The sequence below is a fragment of the Amycolatopsis sp. SID8362 genome, from assembly GCF_010550475.1.
GTDB classification, from domain to species: domain Bacteria; phylum Actinomycetota; class Actinomycetes; order Mycobacteriales; family Pseudonocardiaceae; genus Amycolatopsis; species Amycolatopsis eburnea.
Genome location: NZ_JAAGNB010001085.1, coordinates 1 through 1,342, shown reverse-complemented (window position 1 = coordinate 1,342; position 1,342 = coordinate 1). Strand labels below are relative to the sequence as shown.

Genomic DNA, 1,342 nt, shown 5'->3' with positions numbered 1-1,342 from the left:
CGGGGTCATCGGCTCCTCCGCCCGCCACGCCAGCCCGATCGTCCGGTACGGCCGCGGCGACAGCGGCACCTCCGCGACCCCCGCCGGGCTCCCCGGGCCGAACCGCGGCAGCAGTGCCACCCCGAGGCCCGCCGCCACCAGGCCGCGCACCGTGTCCGACTCCTGGCCCTCGAACGCGATCCGCGGCGTGAACCCCGCCGCCGCGCAGAGTTCGTCGGTCAGCGTCCGCACGCCGTAGCCCTGCTCCAGCAGCACGAACTCCTCGTCCGCCAGCTCCGAAACCCGCACCGACCGCCGCCCGGCCAAGGGGTGGGCCGCCGGGACCGAGAGCAGGATCTCCTCGTCGACCAGGCCCGCGGAAGCCAGCGCCGGGACGGACGGCAGCGGCGCCAGCAACGCCAGGTCCACCTCGCCGCCCACCAGCCGGTCGACCATCTCCTGCCGCGAGCCCTGCACCAGCGTGAACCGCACACCCGGGTATCGCGCCCGGTGGCCGCGCAGCAGCGACGGCACCAGCGACCGGCCGAGCAGGTGCAGGAACCCGAGAACCACGTGCCCCGACTCCGGGGACACCTCCTCCCGCGCCAGCCGGACGCCGGTGTCGAGCGCCGCCAGACCGCGCTCCGCCGCCTCCGCCAGCAGGTTCGCCGCGCGCGTGAGGCGGATGCCGCGGCCGTCGGGCACCGTCAGGGGTGCGCCCAGCGCGTCCGCCAGCGCCGCGAGCCGGCGGCTGACCGTCGGTTGCGGGACGCCCAGCAGCTCGGCCGCGCGTGTGACGTTCCCCGTCTTCCGCAAGGCGGCCAGCAGCGGCAGGTGCGGCGCGACCTGCGCCGACAGCGAGTCATACGTCACCGCATGAATCATGCCAGCCGAACGCATTGGACGTATTGGTTAGCTCTGCTTACTTTCAGGTCGTGACCTCCACGCGCCGAGTCAAGACCGCCGTTGCCGCGGCCGGGATCTCCTCCTTCGCCCTGCTCTACGCGCCGCAGCCGGTGCTGCCGCAGCTCGCCGCGCAGTACCACCTCGACCCCGGCGGCGCGGCGCTCGCGGTCAGCGTCGCGACCGGCGCGCTCGCCATCGCCGTCCTGCCGATCGCCGCGCTGTCCGAAGTGGTCGGACGGCGGCCGGTGATCCTGACGTCGGTCATCGCGTCGGTGGTGTTCGGGCTGCTGCTGCCGCTGATGCCGACGTACCCGGCGCTGCTCGTGCTGCGGGCGCTGCAGGGGGTCGCGATCGCCGGCTTCCCCGGCGTCGCGGCCGCCTACCTGGCCGAACGCCTGGGCCGCGCGGGAGTCGCGGCCGCCGTCGGCGCGATGATCGCCGGCAACACGATCGGCGG

Annotated in this window: 2 protein-coding genes; one reads left to right on the top strand and one right to left on the bottom strand. The window is 75.0% G+C overall.

Annotation, left to right across the window (positions count from 1 at the left end; translation table 11 throughout):
- Nucleotides 1–864 (bottom strand): LysR family transcriptional regulator (locus tag G3I65_RS33945; protein ID WP_166640928.1); only part of this gene is annotated, 864 nt, incomplete at its 3' end.
- 50 nt (nt 865–914) lie between these two features.
- Here G3I65_RS33945 and G3I65_RS33940 point away from each other — a divergent pair.
- Nucleotides 915–1,342: MFS transporter (locus tag G3I65_RS33940; RefSeq protein ID WP_160699720.1), on the top strand; the 428-nt coding region annotated here is incomplete at its 3' end.